Below are 26,811 nucleotides of genomic sequence, written 5' to 3' on the forward strand. Positions count from 1 at the left end.
AGGGGAGCAAGCATATGCGCTGGCAAGATCGCCGTGAGAGCAACAATGTGGAAGACAGGCGCCAGCAGGGCGGCGGGGGCGGCATCCCCATCGGCGGCAAGGGGCGCCTGATCCTGTTGGTGGTGGTCATGGTGGCCGGCTACTACGGGGTGGACCTCTCCCCCCTGCTCAGCGAGCCGACCACCCAGAGCCAGCCCCAGCGTCAGGAGATGTCTCAGCCAGCCAAAGATCCCCTCGCCAGGTTCACCTCGGTGATGCTCGCCTCCACCGAGGATGCCTGGGGCGAAATCTTCCAGCAGAGCGGCAGCCGCTATCAGGCCCCCAAACTGGTGCTCTATCGCGGCGCAACCCGTACCGGCTGCGGCCAGGGCCAGTCGGTGATGGGCCCCTTCTACTGCCCGGCGGATCGCACCGTCTACATCGATCTCTCTTTCTATCAGGAGATGCGCGACAAGCTGGGGGCCGACGGCGACTTTGCCCAGGGCTACGTGGTGGCACACGAGGTGGGCCATCACGTGCAGAACCTGCTCGGCATCGAGCGCAAGATGCGTGAACAGCAGCAGGGATTGAGCCGGGCCGAGCAGAACAAGCTGTCGGTCAAACTCGAGTTGCAGGCTGACTGCTTTGCCGGCGTCTGGGGCCACTACATGCAGCGGGAGCAGGTGCTGGAGCATGGCGATCTGGAAGAGGCGCTCAACGCCGCCCAGGCCATTGGCGACGACCGTCTGCAGCAGCAGAGCCAGGGCCGGGTGATCCCGGACAGCTTCACCCATGGCAGTTCGGCCCAACGCTACGCCTGGTTCAAGCGCGGCTTCGACAGTGGCAAGCCCGCCAGCTGCAATACCTTCGCCGCCCGCTAGACGCCCAAAAGAAGGGCCGGATCCTGACAGGATCCGGCCCTTTTTCCATTCATGGGTGAACGTCAGTACTGGGAATTGACGATCACCTCCTCCCCCAACGCCCCAGCCAGCGGCAGCGGCCGGTAGGTGGAGTTGGCCGAGCGCAGCAGCCGGATGCCGCGAATGCCGAGCTCCTGCGCCGCCTTGATGTCGCCATCGGCATCGCCGTAGAAGATCTTCATCTGCTTCTCCTTGAGCCACTGCACCTTGGTGTTCTGGCCCGGCTGATCGCCGGCGAAGATCACCGGGTTGAGCTGGTCGGCCGGAATATTCATGGTCTGCTGCAGGGTCTGGCTGACGGTCTCGGTCTTAGTGGCCGAACGGCCGGTGACGAAATAGATGTGATCGCCGCGCTCAAGGTGCATGGCGATGAGCGCCTTGCCCACCTCCTTCGGCACACTGAACGCGTCCCAGCCGTTGTTCATCTTCTCCCAGAAGGCCGGGTTCTTCAGGTAGCTCTCGTCGTTGGGGGAGAACTCCTGCTTGCCGCGATAGAACCCCGGGCTGGAGAAGAGCAGGGTGTCGTCGATGTCGAAACCTACCGCCATCGGCGGCAACCCATCCAGGCTCCTGGCAATCTGCGTCACCGACACCCAGTGAATGGGGACCTGCTGGGCCAGGGTCACCGCAGTGACACCGGCGGGGCTGGCCGAGGCTTCGACCGCCACGGCGGGCAGGGTCAGGCTGGCGACAACCAGGGAGGCAAGCAGGGCAAAACGGGGCGATAAGGACATGATACGGCTCGTGACATGAAGGAAACAGGGGGCCGATCCTGCCCCATGCCGACACCGGAAACCGTGAAACCCGCCACAAAACAGGGCCAAGTGACACGCATCGCCACGGCAAGCCCCCATCTTGGCGCAATCGCCAAACAGGATGGCGTGGGCGCCAAGGCCGGAGCCGACCGACAGGCCCCATACTGGCCACTCCCATCCACTCAGGAGCCCATCATGGATTACAAGCAACGGCTGCAAGCCTGCCTCAACCGGGTCATCTGCGACCCCGATTTCACCCCGGCCGAACTCGATCACTGGTTCTGCCCGGACTATGTCCAGCTGGTGGATGACCAGCGGCTGGATCGCGCCGCCTTCGAGCAACATCTGCTGACCCTGCGCCAGAGCCTAGCCCGCTGCGAGATCCGCTTTGTCTCGCTGCTGGCCGAGGGAAACCGGGTCCACTCCCTGCATCGGGTGCGGGCCTGGCGTCACGACGGCGCCCAGATCGAGTGCAAGGTAAGCGCCCTGTTCACCTTTCAGGGCGAACGCCTGAGCCACACCGATGAGCTGACCTGCCTGTTGGCGGGGGAGCCGGCCGACCGGGATCTCGGCTCCCGCCTCACGGCCCCGCCGGCTCCCGCAAGAAGCGATTGAAGGCGTAAGAAAAAGCGCTGAAATCCCCGTAACCCAGTTCGAGGGCTATCCGCGACAGCGGCTGGCCCTGTTGCTGCAACTGGCGGGCCCGTCCCATCACCACCTGTTGCCGCCATTGCCGAAAGCTGCAGCCCAGCTGCTGGCTGAACAGCCGGTTGAGGGTGCGCACCGAGGCACCTGAATCGGCCGCCAGCTCCGCCAACCCATATTCAATGGAAGGGTGCCGGCAGACCCTCTCCAGCACCCGCAGCAGCCGCACGTCCAGCGCCGCGCTCAGCATGAATCCGGCCGCAACCGGCGCCTGTCGCAGCTCGGCCGCCAATACCGTCAGATAGGCATCCCTGAGCCCCGGCTCCGCCATGTCCGCCAGCCGCTCGAACAGGCCGGCCAGCAGCGGGCTCACCTGGCGGGTCGTCAGTTCACGCCCCCCATCCAGGTCATCCAGATAGATCAGACTGAGCCGGGAGTGACGCAGTACCCTGAACTCATGGGCCAGCCCGGCCGGGATCAGGCAGAGCTGGCCCGCCACCAGCAGCACGCCTGCCGCCTCACTGCTGATCACGCCACCACCCCGATGCAGATAGCAAAACTGTGAACCGCCGTGACAGTGGAGGGCGGTGAGGGCGCCTTGCGGGTAGTCGCGATACAAGAGGTTCATGACGAACTCCCCAGGCCCAAGGCCCATCTACCAGCAGGCTCTTTCGACACTTCTTGCCCCCGGCTCTCGCCCCGGTGGGCTATAACTGCTGTACGCCTTCTAATGACATTCAAATCAATTGTACCATTTATTGGAGATGCCATGGACGTGCACACCGCAGCTGCCCATTCGAACACAGTCACTCCCGCTTCACCCCAGGCCAGACTGGAGGCCGTCGACCAGCTGATGGCACGGCTCGAGCTCGCGCCAGACGGCTTGATTCTGGATGCCAACCCCCGTTTTCTCGCCATCATGGGATATCAGCTGGCCGAGCTCAAGGGCCAGCACTACAGCATGCTGCTCCCCGCTGAGGCGGAAGAATCAGCCGACGAGGCCGCCCGTTGGCAGGCGCTGCGGGCGGGGCAGGCACAGGAGGGGGAGTTTCACCGGCTCGATCGGCAGGGGCGGGACGTATGGCTGCGAGGCAGTTGCAGCCCCCAGCTGGACGAACAGGGCGCACTGGTCCAGGTCATCGAATACACCATGGATCTGACCGAACAGAAGCAGCTGAATGCCAACTTTGAGGGGCAGCTCAATGCACTGAGCCGGGTCATGGGCAAGGTGGAATTTTCACTGGATGGCATCATCCTCGATGCCAATGCCCGCTTTCTGGAAACGGTGGGCTATCAGCTGGAGGAGCTGAAGGGCCAGCACCACCGGCTGCTGGTCGATCCTGACTACGCCCAGTCGGCCGACTATCGCACCTTCTGGGAAACCCTGCGCCGCGGTGAATACCTGGCGGGAGAGTTCTGCCGAATCGGCAAACAGGGGGAAGAGATCTGGATCCAGGGCTCCTACAACCCGGTGCTGGATCTCACCGGCAAACCCAGCAAGATCGTCAAGTTTGCCACCGACATCACAGCCCAAGTAGAGCAGCATCACCAGCTCAAGCGCGCCATGGAGGAAGCCGAAGAGGCCGCCAGAGTGCGCGAGGAACTGCACAAGTCGCTGCAGGAGATGTCGACCCCTGTCACCCCCATCTGGGACGGGATCCTGCTGCTGCCGCTGGTGGGGATCATCGATTCCATGCGCACCGCCGACGTGATGAACAAGTCGCTCACCAAGATTGCCGAGACCCGGGCCCGGGTTTTCGTGCTGGACATCGCCGGGGTCGCCACCGTGGATACCGGCGTCGCCAACCAGCTGATCAAGATCACCAAGGCGACCCAGTTCATGGGGTGCGAGGCCATCATCTCCGGCGTCTCGCCGGCCATCGCCCGCACCATGGTGGAGCTGGGGGTCTCTGTCGGCGACATCCGTACCACGGCGACCCTGCGGGATGCCTTCGAGATCGCCCTCAAGCGGGTCGGATCCACCCTCTAGGAGAGATGCATGCTGCTCAACAATGATCTGGGCATCGCCGACGTGGCCGACTGCATCGTAGTCAGCATGCGTCCCGACCTCGGTGACGAGGGCATGCAGCAACTGATGCAGGCCCTTTCCCAGCGGCTGATGCTGGGCCGCCAGCACGCGGTACTGCTCGACTTCTCCGGGGTCATGCTGCTCGATCACCACGAATTCAAGCAGGTACGCAAACTGGCCGAGGTGTGCCGCCTGCTCGGTGCCATCTGCCTGCTGGTGGGGCTGAATGCGGGGATCGCTGCCTTCCTGGCGCTGGCCGATGCCGAGCCCGGGCCGCTGCGCTGCTTTCTCGACATGGACGATGCCTTCGCCCATGTTCGCACGACGCTCAAGGATGAGGAGTAGCGCATCATGCTGTTGGAACAGAGCGTGCAAGAGGCCAGCTACCCGCTGCGCCACGACATCGACCTGCACCTGACGGTGATGGCGGTACGCCGCCTCCCCTTCATCGCCAACCTGTCCGAGGTGGACCGTGCCATGCTCTCCACCGTGGTCTCCGAGCTTGGCAGCAACATCCTGAAATACGCCGAGCGGGGGGAGATCACCCTCACCCTCCACCATCCCAGAGGGCGCCCCTGCATCGACATCGTCGCCCGCGATCAGGGTCCCGGCATTGGGGACGTGCATCAGGCCATGCAGGATCACTACAGCACTTCGGGCACCCTGGGCCTGGGCCTGCCCGGCGTGCGCCGCATGATGTCGGAACTCACCATCAGCACCCCGTCGGAAGGGGGGACTCTGGTGCAGGCCCGCAAGTGGCTGGGCGCGGCGCCTCTGGTATCCAGACCAATCGCCCCCCTCGCCTGTGCCGGTCAGCTGCACGCCGGCCTGCAGCTGGGATGGGCCAGCGAGAACCGCCCCTGCTATCCGGAACGGGTCTCCGGCGATCTGGCCTTCATCCGGCCAGGGCCGGAGGGGGTGTCGCTGATCCTGATCGACGTGAGCGGCCACGGCGCCTCGGCCAACAAGCTGGTGCTGGTGCTAGAGGCGGCGCTGCAGCAGACCCGCGAGCAGGAGCCGGCCCGCCTGTTGCAACTGCTGCACCAGCACTGCATCGGCACCCGGGGCGCCGCCGCCGGCGTGGCCCTGGTCAACGGCGAACGGGGTGAGCTGAGCTATGCCGGCATCGGCAATACCCGCATCTGCCTGCGCGGCCGCGAGCCGTGGCGCGGCATCTCCCGCGATGGGGTGCTGGGAGAGCGCTTTCCCACCCCCTTGCTGCAACGCCAGCCACTCGTCGCCGGGGACGTGGTAATGCTCTATTCGGACGGTATCAGCGAATCCCTCAACCTGCGCGACGGTGCGCTGGATCTGGCCGCCGAGCCAGCCCAGCTGGCACGCCAGGTGATCGCCCACAGTGGCCGCAGCACCGACGATGCCAGCTGCATCGTGCTGCGGGTGCTGGCAGGAGAGGAGGACTAGATGCGGCAACTGATCGGCGAAACCCTGCTGTCAGGCCCGGCGGCGGCACTCACCGCCCGGCGCAAGGTGATCCAGGTACTCACCTGCCTAGACAGAAGTCCCACCTTCGTAGCACCGCTGGCAGGCGCCACCTCCGAGCTGGTACGCCAGCTGGTGGCGAACGCTGAGCCGCTGCAACTGCAGGTGTGGCTGGAGCCGCACGGGCAGGAGTTGTGGCTCTCGCTTTCGGCTGATGCCCCTATTGCCCCCGAACCGGACGGCCGCCATTCACGTGGCATCCGATTGGTAGCGCACGCGGACAACGCCATCGCCCTGGTCTACCGCCTGCCCCGCTGGCCCGATGAACCGCTGCTGCAACAGATGCAGCGGCAGTTCGCCGAACCGACCCGGGACGAGCTGTTTGCGGTGATGCAGGCCAAGAACCAGGAGCTGGAAGTGGCCTATGAGCTGGCGGAGGGCGCGACCCGGGCCAAGAGCGATTTTCTCGCCAACATGAGCCACGAGATCCGCACCCCCATGAACGCCATCCTCGGCATGTCCCATCTCGCCCTGCAGACCCGGCTCGATCCGCAGCAGTTCGACTACGTCAGCAAGATCCAGCGTTCGGCCCAGCATCTGCTCGGCATCATCAACGACATCCTCGACTTCTCCAAGATCGAGGCCGGCAGACTGGATCTGGAGCGGATCGAATTCGATCTCGACCATGTGCTGGAGAATCTGGCCACCCTGGTGGGTGAAAAGGCGGAGGCCAAGGGTATAGAACTGCTGTTCGAGGTCGACCACCAGCTCGACACCCTGCTCTATGGCGATCCCCTTCGCCTCGGCCAGATCCTGATCAACTACGCCAACAATGCGGTCAAGTTCACCGAGCAGGGGGAGATCCTGGTCAAGGTCAGCTGCCTGGAGAAACAACCCCAGGAGGTGTTGCTGCACTGCTCGGTACAGGACACCGGGATCGGCATGAGCCAGGAGCAGCAGCAGCGGCTGTTCCAGTCATTCCAGCAGGCGGACAGCTCCACCACCCGCAAGTACGGCGGCACCGGCCTCGGCCTCGCCATCTCCCGCAAACTGGCGGAGCTGATGGGCGGCGAGGTGGGGGTACAGAGCGAGCCGGGCCAGGGCAGCACCTTCTGGTTTACCGCCCGACTCGGTAGGGGCAGGCGCAGATCCCGCTATCTGCCGAGTCTGGATCTGCGCGGGCGCCGCATGCTGGTGGCCGACGACAGTGCCAGCGCCCGTACCATCATGGCCGCCCTGCTGCGCAGCATGAGCTTTGTGGTGGACACCGCCGAATCGGGCCAGCAGGCACTGCAGATGATCGCCGGCGCCGAGCAGGAGGGGCAGCCCTACGAAGTGGTATTGCTGGACTGGCACATGCCGGGGCTGGATGGCATCGAGACTGGCCGCCGCCTCATCGCCCGCGGCATGGGCCAGCGTCCCTACCGGGTCATGGTGACCGGCTACGGACGGGAGGAGGTCTTTCGCCAGGCCGATACCGCCGGCTTTGATCGGGTGCTGGTCAAGCCGGTATGCGCCTCCGTGCTGTTCGACACCGTCATCGGCCTGTTCGGCCAGCAAGCAAGCCCCCTCACCTTCAAGCCACCGCAGGCGACCCATCACTACCGCTTCGACGGGCTCAGGATCCTGCTGGCGGAAGACAACGAGCTCAATCAGCAGGTGGCGCTGGAGCTGCTGCGGGCGGTCGGCGCCGATGTCAGCATCGCCGGCAATGGTGCCATCGCGCTGGAGATGGTGGCCCAGACCCACTACGACCTGATCCTGATGGACATGCAAATGCCGGTGATGGATGGCCTGGCCGCCACCCGGCTGTTGCGCGAGCGGGAAGGCGTCGGACAACACACCCCGATCCTGGCGATGACGGCCAACGTCATGGCTGGTGACCGCGAACGCTGCCTCGCGGCCGGGATGGACGATCACATCGCCAAGCCCATCGACCCCGACAGGCTGTATGCGGCCCTGCAGCGCTGGGCCACCTCCTTCAGCCGCGAGGTCAGCAGCAGACTCACAGCCTCGCGCGCATCCCCCGCCACCGCCTTGCTGCCACAGCTGCGGGCGCTCGGGCTCAACGCCGAAACCGCCCTGCAACGATTGATGCACAACTGGGAGTGGTATCGGGATCTGCTGCAACGCTTCGCCCGCCAGGGGAGTCAGCCGATGGAAACCCTGCTGGCCGCCCTGCAGACGAATGACCGGGAAAAAGCGCATCGACAGGCCCATTCCCTCAAGGGCATAGCCGCAACGCTGGGAGCCGGGTCGCTGCAGGAGGTCTCGGCCCGGCTGGAGAGCGCCCTCGCCCGGGGAGACGACGCCGCCAGCCTGCTGCCGCTGGCCGAACTGGGGTTGCAACAGCAGCAGCAACTGGCCGCCGGCCTGCTGACGCTGCTGCCGGCCCCTGCCGCCACCGGCTTGCCGGAGGCTACCCCCGCCGAGCTGGCGCCCCTGCTGCACCAGCTGACCGGGCTGCTGCTGGAGGACGATGCGGAAGCCTTCATTCTGTTCCAGCGCAATCAGGCCAGGCTCGCCCCCCTGCTGGGCGAGGCGGCATCGGCCATGCACGATGCCATGACCCGTTTTCGCTTCGCCGATGCCCTGGCACATCTGCAACAAGTCCGGGCCCTCAGGCCCGATCTGTTCAACCAAGAGTGAGGCCACCATCATGCTCAACTTGCTGGATCCCGATACCAAACCCACCCTGCTGGTGGTCGATGACACACCGGAGAACCTCTCCCTGCTCAGCGCCCTGCTCAGCCCTCACTACCGGGTCAAGGTCGCCATCAGCGGCCAGCGGGCGCTGGAGATCCTCTCGGCCGGCACCCGGGTAGACCTGATCCTGCTCGACGTGGTGATGCCCCAGATGGATGGCTATCAGGTGATGCAGGCGCTGCAGGAGATGCCGCAGGCGCGGGAGATCCCGGTGATCTTCCTGACCGCCAAGGTGGAGGAGAGTGCGGAGGCACACGGCCTGGCGCTGGGGGCCGTCGACTACATCCACAAACCGATCACCCCCGCCATCGTGCTGGCGCGAGTCAGAAACCATCTGGAGCTGAAAGCGGCGCGGGATCTGCTGCACGATCAGAACGCCTTTCTGGAGCAGGAGGTGGAGCGGCGCACTCGGGAGAACGAACTGATCCAGAACATCACAATCCATTCCCTCGCCTCGCTTGCCGAAACCCGCGACAACGAGACCGGCAACCATATCCTGCGCACCCAGCACTATGTGCGGCTGCTGGCGGAAACCCTCTGCGATCACCCCCGCTTTCGTGCCGAGCTGACCCCCAAGACCATCGATCTGCTGTTCAAATCGGCCCCGCTGCACGACATCGGCAAGGTCGGTGTGCCGGACCGGATCCTGCTCAAACCCGGCAAGCTGGATGCGGACGAGTTTGCCCAGATGAAGCACCACTCCATTCTCGGCAAGGAGGCCATCGTCCATGCCGAGGAGGCGCTGGGAGTCGAGGTGGAGTTTCTACGGCTGGCCAAGGAGATCGCCTGCTACCACCACGAGAAGTGGGACGGCACCGGCTATCCCTATGGCCTGATCGGCGACGAGATCCCCCTCTCGGCCCGCTTGATGGCGCTGGCCGACGTGTACGACGCCCTCATCAGCAAGCGCTGCTACAAGGCCGCCATGTCCCACCAGGAAGTGGTGCCGATCATACTGGCGGGGCGGGGCAATCACTTCGACCCCGATATCACCGACGCCTTTGCCCGCATCCACCAGCAGTTCCACGAGATCGCCCTGCGCTACAACGACGACAAGGGTGATCGGGAGTCCAACCGCGACTAGGCGGTGGCGGACAGCAGGTCGGTAAAGACGAAGCCGTCCCGCTCCACCGTCTCCCCCACCCGGATGGCCAGCGGCCGCTGGAACATGGGGCCGTCCCAGGCCAGGGTATGAAACTCGCCGTTCTCGCCGCAGGGGTCCACCCCAATGGGCAGGGCCGCCAGCAGGACCGCGTCAAACTCATGCCCGCCGAGGGTGGCAGGCAGCTTGCGCGGATCCAGGGTGCTGACCCTGGCCCTGAGCCCTGCCGCCATCATCTCGCCAGCCAGCTCGTCGGTCTTGCTGCCCCACAGCGGAAACAAGGGCGTGATCCCGGTCCCCGCCAGCTGCTGCTCCCGATAGGCGCGCACGTCCTCGAGAAAGAGATCGCCAAACGCCATGTGGCGGATCCCCTGCGCCACCACGTCCGCGATGAAGTCGATCATGATGCGGGCGTAATCTTCATTGCTGCAGGGCCAGGGCAGGTCGATGGTGGTCAGCGGCAAGCCCACGCACTCAGCCTGCGCCAACAACAACTGCTTGCGCACGCCGTGCATGGCCACCCGTTCGAACGCCTGGTTGAGGGTGGTGAACAGCCCCACCACCTCGATGGCCGGATCCTGCCGCAGTGCGTGCAGCGCCCAGGCACTGTCCTTGCCGCTGCTCCAGGAGAGCAGCACCTTGGTCTTCATCATGATTTCTCCAGCTATCTTGAGTTCGGAGCCGGCAAGGCGCCGGCCATCGTCCCGATTATTCGCCCGGGCGAGGAGCCCGGCGCTTGAGCGTGTCGCGCCGTCTCACTGCACCAAAAAGCTGCAAGACAGTGTTGCGAATTGTGCGATTTACATCACGGGATGCAAAAGCATACCCTCGGTAATGAGCGTGTCCCCTGCAAGGATGGGGGAACAATAACTAAAAAAACGATGGGAAACATAAGGATATGACGACAGTCACACCAGCTTACGACCACAGCCGTCCCCTCAACCGACAGGATTACAAGACCCTGAGCCTGGCCGCCCTCGGCGGTGCCCTCGAGTTTTACGACTTTATCATCTTCGTCTTCTTCGCCGTGGTGATCGGCGAGCTGTTCTTCCCGGCCGACATTCCCGAGTGGCTGCGCCAGTTCCAGACCTTCGGCATCTTCGCCGCCGGCTATCTGGCCCGCCCGCTGGGCGGCATCATCATGGCCCACTTCGGCGATCTCATCGGCCGCAAGCGGATGTTCACCCTCAGCATACTGTTGATGGCGCTGCCGACCCTGCTGATCGGTCTGCTGCCCACCTACGCCACCCTCGGCATCGCCGCCCCCCTGCTGTTGCTGCTGTTGCGGATCCTGCAGGGGGCCGCCATCGGCGGTGAAGTACCCGGTGCCTGGGTGTTCGTGGCAGAGCACGTGCCCGCCCGCCGGGTCGGTGTCGCCTGCGGCACCCTCACCGCCGGGTTGACGGCCGGCATCCTGCTCGGCTCCCTGGTGGCCACCGCCATCAACCGCGGCATGAGCCCGGGCGAGGTGAGCGACTGGGGCTGGCGGCTGGCCTTCGTGCTCGGCGGAGCATTCGGCATTGTCGCCATGTACCTGCGCCGCTGGCTGCACGAAACCCCGGTCTTTGCCGAGATGCAGGCCAACAAGGCACTGGCTGAAGAGCTGCCGCTCAAGACGGTGCTGCGCAGCCACAAGGGCAGCGTCGTGGTCTCCATGCTGCTCACCTGGCTGCTCTCCGCCGGCATAGTGGTGGTGATCCTGATGACCCCCACCTACCTGCAGAAGGTGCACGGCATCAGCCCGGCCGATGCGCTGACCGCCAACTCGCTGGCCATTCTGGCGCTCACCTTCGGCTGCATCGTCTATGGCCGGCTGATCGACGCCCTCGGCAGCGGCCCCACCTTCATGCTGGGCTCCTTGCTGCTGGCCGGCGCCAGCTACGCCTTCTATCACGGGCTGGCGACCGACACCAGCCAGCTGGTGCCGCTCTATGCGCTGGCCGGTTTCTCGGTAGGGATCGTCGGTGCCGTGCCCTATGTCATGGTCAACGCCTTCCCGGCGGTGGTGCGCTTCTCCGGGCTGTCGTTCTCCTACAACGTGGCCTACGCCATCTTCGGTGGCCTGACGCCCATGCTGGTCACGCTCTGGATGAAGGAGGACGTGCTAGCCCCCTCCCACTACGTGGTCAGCCTGGCTGTGCTCGGCTTCGTGCTCGGCCTGCTGCTCTGGCTGCAGCAACGCAGCCAGCGCCAGAGCGCGCCGCAGGCCGCCTGAACCATTCCGAGCCCCGCCCAGTGCGGGGCTTTTTTCATATGGCTGGTGTTCAGCCCGGCCGACATAAGATAGCCTCCCTCTCGGGCCCCTCGACGGCCCGGGACACTCCTCCACCCTAGTCATCCGAGGTTCATGATGTTCTTTCAGGTCGTATTTCTCGCCTTGCTGGCGCTGCTGCCCATGGTCAACCCGCCCACCACGGCCACCCTGTTGCTGGGGCTGAGCAAGGGCATGTCGCGCGAGCACGTGCGACGCCAGATCAACCTGGCCGCCATCTATCTGTTCTGCACCCTCTGCGTCAGCTTCTTCATCGGCTCCTCCATCCTGGATCTGTTCGGGATCTCCATTCCCGGCCTGCGCCTGGCCGGCGGCCTCATCATCGCCTTCATCGGCTTTCGCATGTTGTTCCCGGCACCGAGCCAGGCGGCCGGGGTCGACATCAACCAGAGCATCGCCTTCGTGCCGCTCACCATGCCCAGCATGTGCGGGCCGGGCACCATGGCACTGGTGATCAGCGGCGCGGCCCAGATCGCCGAGCTGCCGGACGAATACAACCGCTTCACCATCTATGCCGCCATGGTCACCGCTTTCGCCCTGATGAGCCTGCTCAGCTGGGGGGTACTCAAGCTGGCAGATCCGGTCTGCAAGATCCTCGGCGCCACCGGCATCGATGCCATGACCCGGATCATGGGCTTCTTGCTGGTCTGCATGGGTATGCAGTTCTGCATCAACGGCATCAAGGAAGTGGCGCAGGATCCGGTGTTCCACGGTGCGCCGGCGGCACAAACGGCCCCCGCGTTGCCACACGTACCCGGCGCCCTTGATCAATTGCCGGACCCGCGCCAGCCCTGACTGAAAACGGTGTCATAAAAGCGCAGGAATCGTCGCTGATCTTGCGCCTGATCATGTTGTTGACACATAAATGAGTTAGTGTGTTTTTCATACAGATTCGATTCAGAGAGTGCTTGGTAAGTTTATGGATGGACACCCACTCACTTCAGGAGATGTGCAAATGGAAAAGATGCTGACCGAGATTGGAAGCTACAGCCTGTTTCATGAATATCTGAACGTGGTCGGTGCCGCCAGCCCCGCTCTGACCCGGATCAAGAGCCGGTGGGAGTACAAGCAGAGCGATCGTCTGGTTGCCCAGATCAGGGTCGATCAACAAGGCAACGCGCGCTTCTTCATCGACGCCCGCGCCATTTCGGTCAACTGACCGAGCTCCGTATCTGCAGCCCCGGCCCTTGCCGGGGCTTTTTATTGGCTGACGCTCACACCTCCCCCCCCTCGGCACAATCAGCACCACCCAGCTCCCCCCGCCTGGATGTCACCGTGTAGGAATTTTAATAACTTAAAAACAAAAATAAATGGAATAATTAATTATGCGACATTGATCTCATCATAGAAATCAAAAATCGATAATCATGCCTGTCATCAAGAGGGATGTTTTACGCCGGGAGTGGCGATGACCTTAAGCAGAGGAAACGATGACCATTGACCTATCAAGCATGATTACCGAGACCCGCAACCCGGCCAGCGTCGAGATCGACCAGTTGCCGACCCTGGAGATGCTGCGCGTCATCAATCAGGAGGATCAGCAGGTCGCACTGGCGGTCAGCCAGTTGCTGCCCGAGATCACCCGGGCGGTCGATGCCATCGCGGCAGCGTTCGGCAAGGGAGGCCGGCTGGTCTACATCGGCGCCGGCACCTCGGGCCGGCTCGGCATTCTGGATGCCAGCGAATGCCCGCCGACCTACGGCGTCTCTGCCGAGCAGGTGGTCGGCCTGATTGCCGGCGGCCACAAGGCTATCTTGCAGGCGGTCGAGAACGCCGAAGATAACGCCGAACTCGGCGCCCAGGATCTGAAAAACATCCAGTTCTGTGCCAACGACGTGCTGGTAGGCATCGCCGCCAGCGGCAGAACCCCCTACGTGCTGGGCGCCATGGCCCACGCCAGAGCGGTGGGCGCCACAGTCTGCAGCATCAGCTGCAACCCGGGCAGCCCGCTGGCCCAGGCGGCCGACATCAGCATGGTGGCGGTGGTCGGCCCCGAGATCGTCACCGGCTCCTCCCGCATGAAGGCGGGCACCGCGCAGAAGCTGATCCTCAACATGCTCTCCACCGGCGCCATGATCCGCACCGGCAAGGTTTACGGCAACCTGATGGTGGACGTGGAAGCCACCAACGCCAAGCTGGTGGAGCGGCAAAAGCGCATCGTGATGGAGGCCACCGACTGCGAGCGCGCCGTGGCGGAGCGGGCGCTGGCGCTGGCGGACAACCACTGCAAGACCGCCATCGTGATGATCCTGGCCGGACTCACGGCCGACGAAGCCCGCACCCGTCTGCAAAGCAGCAACGGCTTCATCAGCCAGTGCACCCACTGATCGGCCAACCGCACATTGGCCGGGCCAGGGACGGCAATACCACAACAAGAACGGGGTGCCCAGGCACCCTCATGACACAACAGACTGACTGGGTTCTTTATGGCAAAAATAACTGACACCATGGTTGGCCAGCTCATCCAGGCCATCGGTGGCCGCGACAACATCACCCACTGCGGCCACTGCATGACCCGGCTGCGGCTAAGCCTGGCCGACAGCCTGCATGCCGACCGGGATACCATCAAGCGCATCGCCGGGGTGATGGGGGTCATCGAGAGCGACGACCAGTTCCAGATCGTGCTGGGGCCGGGCAAGGCCCAGACCGCCTGCGAGCTGATGAACGGCATGCTGAGCGCGGGGCTCGGCGCACTGGAGGCGCCAACCGCCCAATCCGCTGATCTGGGCGAGATCGCCGCCGCCAAGAAACAGGCGCTGAAGCAGAAACAGACCAGCGCGGCCCACCGCTTCCTGGCCAAGTTTGCCACTATCTTCACTCCGCTGATCCCCGGCTTCATCGCCGCCGGCCTGCTGCTCGGCTTCGCCACCCTGATCGAGCAGACCCTGCTGCTGGAAGGCCAGCAGGCGGGCGGCATGCTGGCCGAATTTGTCGGCTACATGAAGCTGTTCAGCAAGGGCTTGTTCAGCTTCCTCAGCATCCTCATCGGCTACAACGCCCAGAAGGCGTTCGGTGGCTCCGGGGTCAATGGTGCCATCCTCGCCTCGCTGTTCGTGATGGGCTATGACCCGCAGGCCACCAGCGGCATCTATGCCGGGGTCAGCGACTTCTTCGGCCACCAGATAGATCCGCGCGGCAACATCATCGGGGTGCTGATCGCCTGCATCATCGGCGCCTCGGTGGAGCGTCAGGTACGCCGCTTCATACCCGACAGCCTCGACATGATCCTCACCTCCGGCATCACCTTGCTGATCATGGGGGCCGTCACCTTCGTCCTGATCATGCCCCTCGGCGTGCAGCTCTACAACGGCATGTCCTGGCTCTTCATCCACCTCAACGGCAATCCGTTCGGCACCGCCATCCTGGCCGGCCTGTTCCTCATCTCGGTGATGTTCGGCATCCACCAGGGGTTCGTGCCCGTCTACTTCGCGCTGATGGATGCCCAGGGCTTCAACTCCCTGTTCCCCATCCTGGCGCTGGCAGGGGCCGGTCAGGTCGGCGCCGCCCTGGCGCTCTACAGCCGTGCCGGCAAGGACTCCCTGCTGCGCACCCAGGTCAAGGGCACCATCATTCCCGGCATCCTGGGGGTGGGCGAGCCGCTCATCTACGGCGTCACCCTGCCGCGGGTCAAACCCTTCATCACCGCCTGCTGCGGCGGCGCCCTCGGCGGCTTCCTGGTCGGCCTCATCTCCTGGCTGGGCCTGCCGGTCGGTCTCAATACCGTGTTCGGCCCCTCCGGCATCGTCGCACTGCCGCTGATGACCTCGGCCCAGGGGATCTTCCCCGGCATGCTGGTCTACGCCGCCGGCCTCGCCGTCGCCTACCTCGGCGGCTACCTCATCACCCTGATGTTCGGCTGCAAGAACGTCGATCTGAGTTAATCCCTCCTCCGGATTTATCGCCAAGGTCTGGCCCCGAGCAATCGGGGTCACGGCCAAACTCACCCCGGCTCTGGCACAGAGCCCACACAGGAAAGACAACAATGAAACAGTCCATGCTTGCCCTGGCCATTCCTGCCCTGCTTGCCGTCGGTACGGCGCAGGCTGCCGTCATCTATCAGGCCGATGACGGCTCCAACGTCGATCTCTACGGTCGCCTCGGCTTCAACATCTCGGACAAGAAGAGCGGCAACGATCAGGGCGACTTCGACGGCCGCATCGGCTTCACCGCCCGCCAGACCGTCAACGAGCAGGTGGCCGTGATCGGCATGGCCCAGTACCAGGTCAATGCCGCCGAATACGCCAACAACGTGCAGAAGAACAGCAGCGATCTCACCGCCCGTTACGTCTGGGCCGGGCTCGATGGCGGCCAGTGGGGCAAGCTGACCGGTGGCCGGGTCTCCTCCGGGCTCATCATGTTCACCGACATCGGCGACGTGTTTGCCGCCTCCGATGTCTCCATGGCGCGCCAGGCCAGCAAGGTGGACTCCACCGCGGTACAGGTGTTCCGTCAGGACGGTACCCTGCAATACCAGAACACCCTCGGCAATCTGGACTTGTCGCTGGCCTACATCCTCGGCAACGGCACCTCGGATCTCGACTACGGCTACAACGGCGCCCTGCGCTACACCTTCGATCTCGGAGCTGCAGGCAAGCTGGCGCCGGTCATCGCCTACCAGCAGAGCAAGGCGGCACAGACCGGGGCCAGCAAGGTCGACCCCAATGCCGACGAGTACCGCTTCAGCGGCATCGGCACCCGCTACACCCTGGGCCCGCTGATGCTGGGCGCCCTCTATGCCAAGGATCAGGTGAGCTATCGCAACGGCCAGGCGGACAGCGAAGACAAGGTGTGGGAGCTGACCGCCGTCTACGACATCAACCAGAAGTGGGCCGCCCGCGCCGGCTACCGCCACCTCGACAACGACGGGGGAGACGGCATGAGCCTGCGCGACACCACCCTGGAGCTGCAGTACAAGCTCACTCCGCGCTCCTCCCTCTACAGCGCCTACGTGTTCCGGGGCGGTGAAGACGGGCTGGCCGGCAGCACGGTCACCAGTTTTGGCGGCAGCAGCAACAGCGAGGATTTCTACCACCTCGGCCTGCGCTACGAGTTCTGATCCCCTGCCGGCCAGTCGGCCTGCTTTTTGCATTCTGCTGGAGCACCCCATGATCCGCCTCCCACTGCTCACCACCCTGCTGCTGTTGCTGGCCTTGCCGACCCAGGCCGCCCGGCTGGAGCTGGCAGACAACCTTACCCTGCTGGCCTCATCCCGGGGCAAGGCCTCCCCCTTCGAGCGAGCCCTCACGCTGCCCGCCGGTGAAACCCGGCTGCTGGTACGCTTCGACAGCCCGCTCGATCCCGGCTCCACCAACGAGAGCCAGGGTCGTGTCCGCTCCGCCCCGCTGCTGCTGACCCTGACCCTACCGGCCAGCGGCACCCTACGGCTGATCACCCCGCCGCTGCCCACCCCGCAGGCCATTCGCCGCTTTGCGGCCAGCCCGGCACTGCAGCTGGCGACCGCTGACGGCACCCGCCCTTTGCTGACCACTGCGCTGCCGCGCAGCCAGGACAGCCTGCTGGCCGACTATCAGGCACTGCTGGCCCGTTACGACGGGTCAGCCAGCGCCACCGCCCTGCCCGCCGTCACGCCCGTGCTGCCCGAAGTCACCCCGAGCGCCGTGCCCGTCGACCCTGAACTGCAACGGCGCTACCTCGCCGCCGACGAGGCCCAGCGCAAGGCCTTCCTGCGCTGGGCCCTCGCCCTCTGAACCGGCACTGGCCCATAAAAAAACCACCCGCAGGCGGGTGGTTTTTTCTCTCGGCAGGTCTCGGCGTCTGTTGCAGCCGGGCCCGCGTCACTCCTTGTTGAGTCGGTCGATGGCACCCCGAGTGCCGTCGATCAGCGCCCAAGCCTCGTCGCGGCGCTGCACCAGGCCGAGGAACAGGATGTCGGTGATGGTGTTCTGGGCAGTGCGCGACGAGATGGAAGAGATGCGCAGCTCGTTCTCGTCGGCCACCGTGTCCAGCACCATGTCGGCCATCTGCCGCAGAGGGGTGTTGCGAAACGAGGTGACCGCGATCAGGGTGGCGCCGTTGCGCTTGGCCAGCTCGGCCGCCGCCAGCACATCCCGGCTGGCACCGGAATAGGAGACCACCAGCTGCACGTCCCCCGGTCCCAGGGTCTGGGCGATGGAGATCTGCACGTGGCTGTCCTGGGCGAACAGGGTGGTGACCCCGATCTTGAGCAGCTTGTACCAGAGATCCTTGGCGGTCAGCGCCGAGCCACCGATCCCCACCAGCTGGACCCGGCCAGCCTGGTTGATGACGTCCAGCACCCGCGCCAAAGTGGCGTTGTCGAGGGCCTGAGTGGTCTCCACGATGGAGTTGATCTTCTCCTGGGCCAGCTTCTTGGCCATGGTCTCCAGATCGTCATCGCGCCCGATGCCGTTGTAGAGATCCCCTACGTTGTCGGTCTTGATGGCGTGCTTGCGCCCCAGATCCTCGCTGACCGCCAGCTTGAAGGCGGTGAAGCCCTTGAACCCGATCTTCTGGGTGAACTTCACTATGCTCGACTGGCTGACGTCAGCCTGCTGGGCCAGCTCCTGGGAGGAGAAGTGGGTCACCTGCTCCGGGCACGCCAGGATGTAATCGGCGATCTTGAGCTCGCTGGGGGAGAGCTGACTGCGGATATTGGAAATTTTCGACAGGGTAAGCATGGGTTCTCTCTGCTGCTTGTTCTGCGGCGCCCTTACTGGGTGCCGCCCACGGTGAGCTGATCCAGCTTGAGGGTGGGCTGACCGACACCGACCGGCACGCTCTGCCCCTCCTTGCCACAGACCCCGACCCCGCGATCCAGCGCGAGATCCTTGCCCACCATGGAAACCTGGCTCATCGCCTCGGGGCCGTTGCCGATCAGGGTCGCCCCCTTGATGGGCGCGGTGATCTTGCCATCCTCGATGAGGTAGGCCTCGGAGGCGGAGAAGACGAACTTGCCGGAGGTGATGTCCACCTGACCACCGCCGAAGTTGGGGGCGTAGATCCCCTTCTTCACCGAGGCGATGATCTCGGCCGGATCATACTGACCCGCCAGCATGTAGGTGTTGGTCATGCGCGGCATCGGCAGGGCGGCGTAGGATTCGCGGCGGCCGTTGCCGGTGAGCGGCACCCCCATCAGACGGGCATTCTGCTTGTCCTGCAGATAGCCCTTGAGGATGCCGTTCTCGATCAGCATGTTGTAGCCACCCGGCGTCCCCTCGTCATCGATGGAGACGGAGCCGCGTCGACCCGGCAGGGTGCCATCATCGACGATGGTGCAGTGTTTGGAGGCCACCTGCTCACCGATACGGCCGGCAAAGGCAGAGGAGCCCTTGCGGTTGAAATCCCCCTCCAGACCGTGGCCCACCGCCTCGTGCAGCAGCACGCCGGGCCAGCCGGCGCCGAGCACCACCGGCATGGTGCCGGCCGGCGCATCGATGGCGTCGAGGTTCACCAGTGCCTGGCGCACCGCCTCGCGCACATAGCCAAACGCCCGGCTCTCCAGCCCGTCCAGCTCGAGGAAGTAGTCGTAACCGAAGCGGCCACCGCCACCGGCACTGCCGCGTTCGCGACGATCGCCCTTCTCGGCGATGACGGTCACCGAGAGGCGCACCAGCGGGCGCACATCGGCGGCCAGGGTGCCGTCGGTCGCGGCCACCAACACCTCTTCATAGACGCCGCTGATGGAGGCCATCACCTGATTGATGGCGGGATCCAGACTTCTGGCGAACTTATCCATCTGCTCCAGCAGGGCGATCTTCTGCTGCTTGTCGAGGGTCTGCAGCGGATCCAGCGCCGGGTAGAGCAGGTTTGCTTCAGTGCGAGCCCACGCCTTCACCTTGCCCTGCGCACCGGCAGCCGCGATGCCACGGGCGGCGGTCACCGACTGTTGCAGCGCCAGCAGGCTCAGCTCGTCAGAGTAGGCGAAACCGGTCTTCTCGCCGCTGACGGCGCGCACCCCCACCCCCTGATCGATGTTGTAGCTGCCATCCTTGACGATGCCGTCCTCCAACATCCAGGACTCGTGCCAGCTGCGCTGGAAATAGAGGTCGCCGAACTCCACCTGATGGCTCATCAGGCTGCCGAGCAGCTGCTGCAGCCGCCCTTCGTCGAGGTCGTGGGGGGCCAACAGGGAGGCACTAACCTGGCTCAATAGACTCAATCTTTCTCTCCACTCTCGATGCGAGATGTCGTAACGGTTAAATCCCAGACCGTGGGTTCACTTGGCGAAACGTCAGCGGACGTCCAACCCACCATCGGGTTTGCAAGCGTCCGACTCCCCCGCCACAGGGCGAATCGGACCTGCACATGTTCATAGCAGACGGGCATGGCCCAGCACCGGCATGGTGCGTTGCAGTTCGTCGACAAGACCGGGGTCCAGCGGCGCCAGCACGGTGCCGCGCCCGCTGTCCAGGCTGGCCAGCACCCGACCCCAGGGGTCGATCACCATGCTGTGGCCCCAGGTCTGGCGCCCCGTCTCGTGGGTGCCGCCCTGATTGGCGGCCACCAGGTAACACTGGTTCTCGATGGCGCGGGCCCGCAGCAGCGGTTCCCAGTGCGCCTCGCCGGTCACGGCGGTGAAGGCGGCAGGCACCAGCAGCACGCGCGCGCCGGCGCGGGCCAGCCGGCGGTACAGCTCGGGAAAGCGCAGATCATAACAGATCGAGAGGCCGAGGGGACCAAACGGGGAGTCCACCAGCACAGGCTCCTCGCCGGGACTGAAGGTTTCCGACTCCCGGTAGCGGCCATGATTGTCCGCCACGTCCACGTCGAACAGGTGGATCTTGTGGTAGTGGCCCTTGCGCTCGCCGCTGGGATCGAACACCAGGGTACTGGTGTGGATATGGTCGGAATCGGCGATGGTGGTCGGCATGGCCCCGGCCACCAGCCAGATGCCGTAGTCACGGGCCCACTCGGCCAGCTGCTGCTGGATCGGGCCCTCACCTATGGTCTCGGCCCCGTCCAGATAACCCTGCCGCTCGCCAAACAGGGCGAAGTTCTCCGGCAGCAGCACCAGCAGTGGCCGCTCACTCGGCAACAGGGCCAGCTCGGCGGCGATCTGCTCCCGGTTATCCTGCCAGCGACGGCCCGATACCAGCTGTATTGCGGCTAACCACATGAGGCGCTCCTTGTCGTTGTTGCCACCGTCAGATGCTGGCCGCATCGCCGGCCTGCAGGGTGTAATCCAGCACTATGATACGTTCCAGCACCGGGCGGAAGATGGCCTTGAGGGCATCATGATCCGGGTGGGGCAGATAGCGCTGGCGGGCCGCCTCGTCGGCAAAGGTCATCAGCACGCTGTGGGTGAAGCCCTCGGCCCGTCCCTCCGGGCTGTCATCCCGCCCCCACTCCACCGCCAGCACGCCGCTGACCTGATGGGGGATGGCGAGAAAGGCCGCGCGCACCGCGTCTATCTGTGCGGGCTGGGTGCCCGGCTTGAAGGCGATCAGCAGGATATGTCGGATCATGGCTCACTCCTTGTGATGGTGCCGGGCCGCTCGTTCAGCGCTGGGCGGGCCCCGCGTGTTTGGGGGTCAGCAGGAAGGGGGTCACCTCCTGCGTCGGCAGGTTGGGGGCCACCGCGTCGACCGCCTCCTTCTGCTGCTGGTTGAGCTTGATGCGGGCCCGATCCCGCCCCGCCTCGATCAGCTTGGGATCGTCGAGCGGGCCGGAGACCCGGAAATCGATGCGGGTGACCACGTCCACCACCGGCTCCAGCAGTTTGGAGAGCGCCAGCACATAGAGCCCGGTGATCGGGGTCAGCGAGAAAGCGGCCACCACCGGCAGGGTACCACCCAGGTTGGGGGAGAAGCTCAGCTCGTAGTCGAGCCGCCAGCGCACCAGATCGGCGATGCCCTCGCCGCGCAGGTTGCCGGCCGCCCCCTTCATGTAGAAGTCGCGGTTGTCCACCACTCCCTGCTTGATCTTGGCGGAGGCCGACATGGACTCGAAGTAGAAGCCCTTGTCGAACACGTCGCGAAAATCGAGGCGCAGCTTGCGCAGCAATGAATCCAGGCTGAGCAGGGAGAGCAGTCGCGCCCCCTTGTCGTTGACCTCGCGCAGGGTGCCGCCTTCCAGCTGATAGTCGGCGGTGCCACTCAGGGTCGGCACGTTGGGCCGGTAGGGCACATCGCGCCAGCTCAGATCCAGCGCCATCTTGCCGGGCGCATCGCCGATGGGCGAGGTGTAGCCGAGCCGCTTGAGCAGCAGTTCGCTGTTGTTGCTGCTGATGTGGGCGCGGGCGCGGGTCTGCATGCCGTCCGCTCCGGCCAGCCACTCGGCGCTGCCATTCAGCTGGCTGCCCGCCAGCCGCATCTCCAGCCCCTTGAGGCTCAGCTTGTCGGCCCCCGGGATCAGTTCCCCCTTCACCTCGCCCAGCGGCAACTCGCCGAAACGGCAATCCACGCAGCTGAAGGTGAGCCAAGGGATGGCATCCATGATGGCTCTGTCCTGTCTGGCATCGGGATCCGGGCTCAGATCCGAACTCTTGCCGGACCAGTGGATGCGGGCAAATTTGGCGTCGATGGGCTGACGCTCGGACACCGGCAGGCGCACCACCCCCATCACGTCCGGGCTGTCGATCATCACCTCGGTGGCCTGATTGACCGGCCCCACGGTGAAGTGCACCGCCTTGAGGTTGGCGCTGCCGATGTCGGCGCGGGCCAGGCGGCCGTCCACCCACCACTCCTGCGGCAAGAAAGAGGGGCCCACCACCGCATTGCCACTCGGCGCCGTGCTGGCCGGCAGCCACTGCTTGAGACGAGCCAGCCAGCCGGCCACGTCGGCCTGCTGCTGGTTGATGGCGAGCAGCATGGGCCGATCGCGCAGCACCCGGGCGCCGGGCTGCCCCACGTCCACCCGCACCCGGCTGAGGTAGGGCACACCGTCGCCGTACACCAGCCGGCTCTGCATATCCACGTCGGCCCCGAGCACGGCGCGGATGTCGGCACTGCCATCGCGGCCACGGGCGGTCACCTTGAGCGGCAGCCGGCTGCCGGCAGCCTTGGCGAGCGGCGCTGGCAGATCCAGTCCCATGCCCTGCAGGTTGGAGTCAAGCGCCAGCTGGAAGCTGAACGGCTGATCGCTCGGCAGGGTCAGCCCCAGGCTGCCGGCCCAGTTGCCGCGCCCCTTGAGGATGTCCAGCGCCGGGATGTCCTGACGCTGGCGGCGGCTGTCCCACTGTCCCTTGAACTTGAGATCGACCTGATAGCGATTGGGCTGCTGGCGGCCCTGATAGTCGAGGGTGAGCGGCTGGTTCCACAGGCTCGCCTTGAGGTTGCTGAAACGGGTCTGTTCGTTGTCATACTCGAGCCGCCCCTGCACCTGCTCCAGCGGCAGATCCAGGCTGGTGACCCGCACCTTGTTGTTGCTGAACAGGGCATCGCCGCTGGCCTTGACCTCGCTCTCGCCATCCAGCGGAATATCCAGCTTCACCGAGCCCTTCATGGGGCCGCGGATCTCCACCTCCCGCAGCGCCTGGCCGACCGAGCCGCCGAGCGGCGAGTCCTGCAGGTAGTCGCTGATGGCCTTGCCCTCGCCCTCAACCTTGGCGTCCACATAGAGGTGAGCACCCGGATAGAGGTCCGGGATCCAGGCGTGCACCGAGTCGGAGCTGGCCTTGCCGAGCTGGGTGGCGCGGCTGTTCATGTCGAGGCTGGCGTTCTGGAACAACAGATCGATCTGCAGGTCGGTAAGCGGTTGCCAACCGGGGAAGAATTCGTAGGAGGCCTGCTGCAGCGGCACCGCCACCTGGAAGATGCCCTCGCCCTTGCGGTAGGGGAAGTCGCGGAACTCGCCATACCAGAGCAGGTCAGCCCCCTTGGCCTTGCCCCCCTTGATGGCCCCGCTCAGGTAATCCACCAGGCTCTTGTCCATCACCTGCAGCGGATAGTAACGATCGGCGTTGGCCGCATTCTTGACGTCGATGCGACCGGTCAGGGCGAGGAAGGGGTGCTCGAACAGATCGAGCCGAAAGCGGCTGGCTAGGCTCAAGTCCGGGTTGTCCAGCACCAGATCCTGGCCATAGAGCACCCAGCCCTGCGCCACCTGCCACCAGTCGAGCCGCGCCGAGAAGCGATCGATGGGGATCGGCTCCTTGAAGTGGCGGGCCGGGTCTATGGCATCGTTTGCCAGTTGCAGCCGGGCGCTGCCGCCGGTCGGGGTGAGCCAGAACTCGCCGTTGAGGTCGCGTACGCCGGGCACGTCGTGCCAGGCGTTGACCCGGATGTGGGACAGCTGGCCGCTGACGGAGAGCCCCTGCCAGCCGGCATCCGCCTGCAGGATCAGATCCTGGATCTTGCCGGTCGGGCGGGTGCGCTTGAGGGTCTCGGTCAGTTCGGGATAGATCCCCGACACCAGCTGGCTCAGGTTGGCGATCTGGTCCAGATCGATGGCCGGTACATAACCCTGAATGCGATCGCCGACCCGCTCGAGCTGCAACCGGCTGTGCAGCCAGGGCTTGCCGTCGAGCTTGAAGGTGACGTCGTGGCTGGCAAACTGCCACTCCTTGCCGTCCCGGCGCAGCTGGATCTTGCCCCCCTGCAGCCCGAGCCGGTGCAGGTCACCCTGTTTTTCATCCTGCCAAATCAGATAGTTGTCGCCAAACGCCAGCAGCGAATCCCCCAGCTGACCGGCCTTGAACTCGCTCCAGAGCTGAAAATCGAGCTGGCCGCTCACCTTGGGTTCCCCTGAGTGGGTACGGGCCAGCATGGGGCTGATGTCGAGCTGGCGGGCCCCCAGATAGAGCTGGCCCTTGAGTCGATCGAGCCGCACCTGCGGGGCATCCACGTCGACGATGAGATCGAGGGTACTCTCGCCCACCCCGTTGATGAGATAGGCCTTGCCGACCCCCTGATGGCGTTTGCCGCGGTTCTGCCAGCGCAGCTGGGCGATGTCGAGGGCGCGCACCTCCCCCAGCGCCGTGGTGAGGCTGAGACGGGTGTCGTGAATATCGAAGGTGGAGAGCTGGGTCAGCAGAAAGCGCAGCAGGGCCTGCTGCTGGTCACTGCCGTTGCCGGTTTCCGGCTCCGCAGGCTGGCCCAGATCCAGCGCGATGTCGCCATCGCTCAGGATCAGCTGGCCAAACACCGGCTTGAGTTCGTTGAGGGAGCGCCAGAAGTCGAGGTGGGCCCACACCTTGCCAAGCCGCAGGGCGAAGCGACCCGAATTCGGCGCGATCACCAGTTGCTGCAGCTCGAGGGCCGGGCCGCGCCGGGTCCAGTCCAGCCCGATGCGATCGACGCTGGCCTCCAGCTTGCTGTCGGCCAGCAGGGTATTGAGCAGCGCCTGCCGGTGCTGATTGAGCAAGGGGCCGCCAAAGCGCACCAGGCTGACCAGGATGGCCAGCAGCACGAAGAAGACCCCGAGGGCCAACCAGCCCCGACTCAGCCAGCGATAGACCAATTACATCATCACCACGTCGAACTGCTCCTGCCCGCAGAGCGGCTCGCTCACCACCCTGACCTGCTTGCCGATGAACACTTCCAGTTCGGCCAGACTGTGAGACTCCTCGCCCCGCAGGTAGTCGGCCACCGCCGGGGCGGCGTAGACGGTGAACTGATCCGCGTCGTAGGCCCGGTTGACCCGGATGATCTCCCGCAGGATCTCGAAGCAGACCGACTCCACCGTCTTGACCCGACCGCGCCCCTTGCACTCGGGGCACTCGGAGCAGAGCACGTGCTCCAGGCTCTCGCGGGTGCGCTTGCGGGTCATCTCCACCAGACCGAGCTGGGAGAAGCCGTTGACGTTGGTCTTGGCGCGGTCCTTCGACAGCGCCTGCTCCAGGCTGTGCAGCACCCGCCGGCGGTGATCCTCGGACTGCATGTCGATGAAATCGATGATGATGATGCCGCCGAGGTTGCGCAGGCGCAGGTGACGGGCGATGGCCGCCGTCGCCTCCACGTTGGTGTTGAAGATGGTCTCTTCCAGGTTGCGATGGCCGACGAAGGCCCCGGTGTTGATGTCCACCGTGGTCATGGCTTCGGTCTGGTCGATGATGAGGTAGCCGCCGGATTTCAGCTCAACCTTGCGCTCCAGCGCGCGCTGGATCTCGTTCTCCACGTCATAGAGATCGAAGATGGGCGACTCGCCGGAGTAGTACTCCAGCTTGTTGGCAAGCTCAGGGACGTACTCCTCGGTAAAGCGCTTGAGCTGATCGAAGCTCTGGCGCGAGTCGACCCGGATCTTGTCGAGCTCGGCCCCGACGAAGTCGCGCACCACCCGAAAGGCCAGGCTGGGATCCTCGTAGAGGATCTTGCAGGGGGGGTACTTCTGCTTGCGCTCCAGGATTTTGCGCCACAAGCGCTTCAAGAAAGCGGCATCCTGCTCCAGCTCCTGCTCGCCCACCCCTTCGGCGGCGGTGCGGATGATGTAGCCACCCAGCTCGTCCACATAGCCGGCCACGGTGCGCTTGAGGCGCTCGCGCTCCGCCTCGGACTCGATGCGCTGGGAAACGCCGACGTGGGCACTGCCCGGCATGAACACCAGATAGCGGGACGGCAGGGTGATATCGGTGGTAAGGCGGGCGCCCTTGGTACCCAGCGGATCTTTCACCACCTGCACCATGATGTCCTGCCCCTGGCGCACCAGCTCGGCGATGTTGCCGGCCTGAAACTGCTCTTTCTCTTTCACTGCCACACACTCGGTGTGCGGCACTATGTCGGAGGCGTGCAGGAAGGCCGCCTTGTCCATGCCGATATCGACGAAAGCCGCCTGCATGCCGGGCAGCACCCGGCTGATCTTGCCTTTGTAGATGTTGCCCACGATGCCGCGCTTGGCCTGACGCTCCACGTGCACTTCCTGCAGCAGACCGTTCTCGACCAGGGCAACCCGGGTTTCGGAGGGGGTGACGTTTACCAGCAGTTCTACCGACATAAGTTACCTTGCCTTTCTAGTTTTAAATTCTGGCAGCCAAACCGGCACGTGCCCGGTGAGTAACGCAGTAAGAAACAGCCGGTGCATGTCACCGACCTATGCCTTGCCTGTGATGG

Annotated in this window: 23 protein-coding genes; 14 read left to right on the forward strand and 9 right to left on the reverse strand. The window is 64.9% G+C overall.

All coding sequences use genetic code 11. The features are described 5' to 3' along the window. Positions 1-14: 14 nt before the first annotated feature. Entirely contained in the window at positions 15-860 is an 846-nt protein-coding gene (ypfJ, locus tag OKC29_RS05500) for a KPN_02809 family neutral zinc metallopeptidase (RefSeq protein ID WP_029301797.1), read from the forward strand. A gap of 62 nt (positions 861-922) precedes the next feature. Here ypfJ and aphA read toward each other — a convergent pair whose 3' ends face one another. Beyond that, entirely contained in the window at positions 923-1,633 is a 711-nt protein-coding gene (gene aphA / locus OKC29_RS05505; protein ID WP_162275577.1) for an acid phosphatase AphA, read from the reverse strand. A 216-nt stretch (positions 1,634-1,849) separates the two neighbouring features. Here aphA and OKC29_RS05510 point away from each other — a divergent pair, with 216 nt between their 5' ends. Further along, complete coding sequence (locus OKC29_RS05510; RefSeq protein WP_073348716.1) at positions 1,850-2,269, forward strand: hypothetical protein; 420 nt, start codon at positions 1,850-1,852, stop codon at positions 2,267-2,269. On the opposite strand, the gene OKC29_RS05515 is transcribed toward OKC29_RS05510, so the two are convergent. After that, on the reverse strand, positions 2,235-2,927 hold the full coding sequence (locus OKC29_RS05515; protein ID WP_073348715.1) for an AraC family transcriptional regulator: 693 nt from the start codon (positions 2,925-2,927) through the stop codon (positions 2,235-2,237). The two genes, OKC29_RS05510 and OKC29_RS05515, sit on opposite strands and share 35 nt — an antisense overlap. Positions 2,928-3,068: 141 nt before the next feature. Between OKC29_RS05515 and OKC29_RS05520 the strand changes: the two genes are divergently transcribed. Genes OKC29_RS05520 through OKC29_RS05540 form a run of 5 tightly spaced genes read left to right on the forward strand, consistent with a single transcriptional unit; the run spans position 3,069 to position 9,558 of the window. After that, on the forward strand, positions 3,069-4,289 hold the full coding sequence (locus tag OKC29_RS05520) for a PAS domain S-box protein (protein ID WP_162275576.1): 1,221 nt from the start codon (positions 3,069-3,071) through the stop codon (positions 4,287-4,289). Positions 4,290-4,298: 9 nt separating this feature from the next. Continuing rightward, on the forward strand, positions 4,299-4,673 hold the full coding sequence (locus tag OKC29_RS05525) for an anti-anti-sigma factor (protein ID WP_073348713.1): 375 nt from the start codon (positions 4,299-4,301) through the stop codon (positions 4,671-4,673). A 6-nt stretch (positions 4,674-4,679) separates the two neighbouring features. Then, complete coding sequence (locus tag OKC29_RS05530) at positions 4,680-5,750, forward strand: ATP-binding SpoIIE family protein phosphatase (protein WP_073348712.1); 1,071 nt, start codon at positions 4,680-4,682, stop codon at positions 5,748-5,750. Then, positions 5,751-8,417: a response regulator gene (locus tag OKC29_RS05535; RefSeq protein WP_073348711.1), complete on the forward strand. Its 2,667-nt coding sequence runs from the start codon at positions 5,751-5,753 to the stop codon at positions 8,415-8,417. It abuts the gene before it with no gap. Then, positions 8,356-9,558, forward strand: coding sequence for an HD-GYP domain-containing protein (locus OKC29_RS05540; protein WP_073348710.1), 1,203 nt, complete (start codon positions 8,356-8,358; stop codon positions 9,556-9,558). Before OKC29_RS05535 ends, OKC29_RS05540 begins: the two co-directional genes overlap by 62 nt. Here OKC29_RS05540 and OKC29_RS05545 read toward each other — a convergent pair. After that, positions 9,555-10,229 (reverse strand): adenine nucleotide alpha hydrolase, encoded by a 675-nt coding sequence (locus tag OKC29_RS05545; protein WP_162275574.1) that lies wholly within the window; start codon positions 10,227-10,229, stop codon positions 9,555-9,557. The genes OKC29_RS05540 and OKC29_RS05545 overlap by 4 nt on opposite strands. A 245-nt stretch (positions 10,230-10,474) precedes the next feature. On the opposite strand from OKC29_RS05545, the gene OKC29_RS05550 reads away from it, so the two are divergent. The 7 genes from OKC29_RS05550 (at position 10,475) to OKC29_RS05580 (ending at position 17,556) form a co-directional block, all read left to right on the forward strand. Continuing rightward, positions 10,475-11,791 carry an MFS transporter gene (locus OKC29_RS05550; protein WP_045790820.1) on the forward strand — a complete coding sequence of 439 codons (1,317 nt, stop codon included), beginning with the start codon at positions 10,475-10,477 and terminating at the stop codon, positions 11,789-11,791. Positions 11,792-11,926: 135 nt separating this feature from the next. Continuing rightward, a complete protein-coding gene (locus OKC29_RS05555) occupies positions 11,927-12,643 on the forward strand; it encodes a MarC family NAAT transporter (protein WP_162275809.1) in 717 nt (238 codons plus the stop codon). Between the two features lie 160 nt (positions 12,644-12,803). After that, entirely contained in the window at positions 12,804-13,007 is a 204-nt protein-coding gene (locus OKC29_RS05560) for a hypothetical protein (protein WP_005308127.1), read from the forward strand. Between the two features lie 271 nt (positions 13,008-13,278). Further along, a complete protein-coding gene (gene murQ / locus OKC29_RS05565) occupies positions 13,279-14,175 on the forward strand; it encodes an N-acetylmuramic acid 6-phosphate etherase (RefSeq protein ID WP_073348708.1) in 897 nt (298 codons plus the stop codon). A 99-nt stretch (positions 14,176-14,274) separates the two neighbouring features. Next, positions 14,275-15,729: a PTS N-acetylmuramic acid transporter subunit IIBC gene (gene murP / locus OKC29_RS05570; RefSeq protein WP_011704386.1), complete on the forward strand. Its 1,455-nt coding sequence runs from the start codon at positions 14,275-14,277 to the stop codon at positions 15,727-15,729. Positions 15,730-15,830: 101 nt separating this feature from the next. Next, positions 15,831-16,904 (forward strand): porin, encoded by a 1,074-nt coding sequence (locus OKC29_RS05575; protein ID WP_011704385.1) that lies wholly within the window; start codon positions 15,831-15,833, stop codon positions 16,902-16,904. A 49-nt stretch (positions 16,905-16,953) separates the two neighbouring features. Beyond that, positions 16,954-17,556: a DUF2057 family protein gene (locus OKC29_RS05580; RefSeq protein WP_073348707.1), complete on the forward strand. Its 603-nt coding sequence runs from the start codon at positions 16,954-16,956 to the stop codon at positions 17,554-17,556. A gap of 87 nt (positions 17,557-17,643) precedes the next feature. Here OKC29_RS05580 and OKC29_RS05585 read toward each other — a convergent pair whose 3' ends face one another. From OKC29_RS05585 to rng, 6 genes are all read right to left on the reverse strand, one after another. Next, positions 17,644-18,504 (reverse strand): SIS domain-containing protein, encoded by an 861-nt coding sequence (locus OKC29_RS05585; RefSeq protein WP_011704383.1) that lies wholly within the window; start codon positions 18,502-18,504, stop codon positions 17,644-17,646. 32 nt (positions 18,505-18,536) lie between these two features. Beyond that, positions 18,537-19,985, reverse strand: coding sequence for a metalloprotease TldD (gene tldD / locus OKC29_RS05590; protein WP_162275573.1), 1,449 nt, complete (start codon positions 19,983-19,985; stop codon positions 18,537-18,539). Positions 19,986-20,135: 150 nt separating this feature from the next. Next, entirely contained in the window at positions 20,136-20,942 is an 807-nt protein-coding gene (locus tag OKC29_RS05595) for a carbon-nitrogen hydrolase family protein (RefSeq protein WP_073348705.1), read from the reverse strand. Positions 20,943-20,970: 28 nt separating this feature from the next. Further along, positions 20,971-21,291 carry a Dabb family protein gene (locus OKC29_RS05600; protein ID WP_073348704.1) on the reverse strand — a complete coding sequence of 107 codons (321 nt, stop codon included), beginning with the start codon at positions 21,289-21,291 and terminating at the stop codon, positions 20,971-20,973. A 34-nt stretch (positions 21,292-21,325) separates the two neighbouring features. Beyond that, entirely contained in the window at positions 21,326-25,225 is a 3,900-nt protein-coding gene (locus tag OKC29_RS05605) for a YhdP family protein (protein ID WP_162275572.1), read from the reverse strand. After that, entirely contained in the window at positions 25,226-26,695 is a 1,470-nt protein-coding gene (gene rng, locus OKC29_RS05610) for a ribonuclease G (protein WP_011704378.1), read from the reverse strand. Positions 26,696-26,811: the final 116 nt, after the last annotated feature.

This window comes from Aeromonas sp. QDB34, assembly GCF_027705405.1.
In the GTDB taxonomy this organism is placed as follows: Bacteria; Pseudomonadota; Gammaproteobacteria; order Enterobacterales; family Aeromonadaceae; genus Aeromonas; species Aeromonas hydrophila.